Origin of the sequence: Methylobacterium sp. E-046, assembly GCF_022829625.1 — a bacterium.
Classification (GTDB): domain Bacteria; phylum Pseudomonadota; class Alphaproteobacteria; order Rhizobiales; family Beijerinckiaceae; genus Methylobacterium; species Methylobacterium longum.
In genome coordinates, this window is record NZ_JAKSYP010000106.1 from 1 (window position 1) to 838 (window position 838).

Here is an 838-nt window from a genome sequence, read left to right on the forward strand (position 1 = left end):
CCCGAGCCGAGGTCGGCCGGCTGATGATGCTCGCCGTCTGCTCGGCATCGCGGTAGGGCACCCGCGCCTGAGAGGCCGCTGTCGCCGCTTTTGGCTTCCTGAGAGACCGCGCGTGCCTCGCCGGTCCCGGGTTCAGTATCGGCGCGACCACGCCCGGTGCGTCGCGGAGCGGCGTGATCGGGCTCATTTGATCCACCGCCTGCCGCGTAGGGTCTGGGCTAAGCGTCGCCACGCGTTCAGGTGGGGGCGAGGCCGCCACTGGCTGAGCGGGGCGAATGACGACCTCGGTTGGGGCTCGCGCCGGGGCCGATCGAGGTGGCAGGATCAGCGTCGGTATTGGATCGGCCGGCAGAGTTCGTGCCGTCGTCGTCTCAGCTCGATCCTGCGTGGATTGCGGCACGTCCGGTTCGAGCGTCGCCACCACCGATTGCGGGGCTACCGTCGCTATGTCTTGGCGTTCGGCGGGCTCGTTCCAGGCGGGCAGCAGCTCGTGCGTCAGACGCGTCGCATCGAGGGGCGCTCGGCCGATCAGCGGAAGACGTGGGTTGGCGCGTGGGGGAAGGAAGGCCAGCTGCTCTACGGTGTCCGCAGGGTTTGGATCTAGGAAGGTGCGAGGTCCGTCAGCGACAGAGAAGGTATCTGGATCGTTCGCGTGGGTGAGGGGTCCCGTCAGGTGTGGGACCTCGACCCAAGTCGGAAAAGCAGATGCAGGTTGTGGCTGAGCAGATGCTACCGACGCCGGCCGCTGGGTGAACGTCGTGGAAGTCCAGTCGCCATGAGGGACAAGCCAAGTTGCGGCCGCGGCTAACAGCGTGAGGGTCGAAAAGCAGGAGATCGA

At 67.2% G+C, this 838-nt stretch carries 1 protein-coding gene; it reads right to left on the reverse strand.

Features of this window, described 5'->3' with window-relative positions:
• The coding region (locus MKK82_RS09545; protein WP_243985464.1) for a hypothetical protein at positions 1 to 187 on the reverse strand (187 nt) is incomplete at its 3' end.
• Positions 188 to 838: the final 651 nt, after the last annotated feature.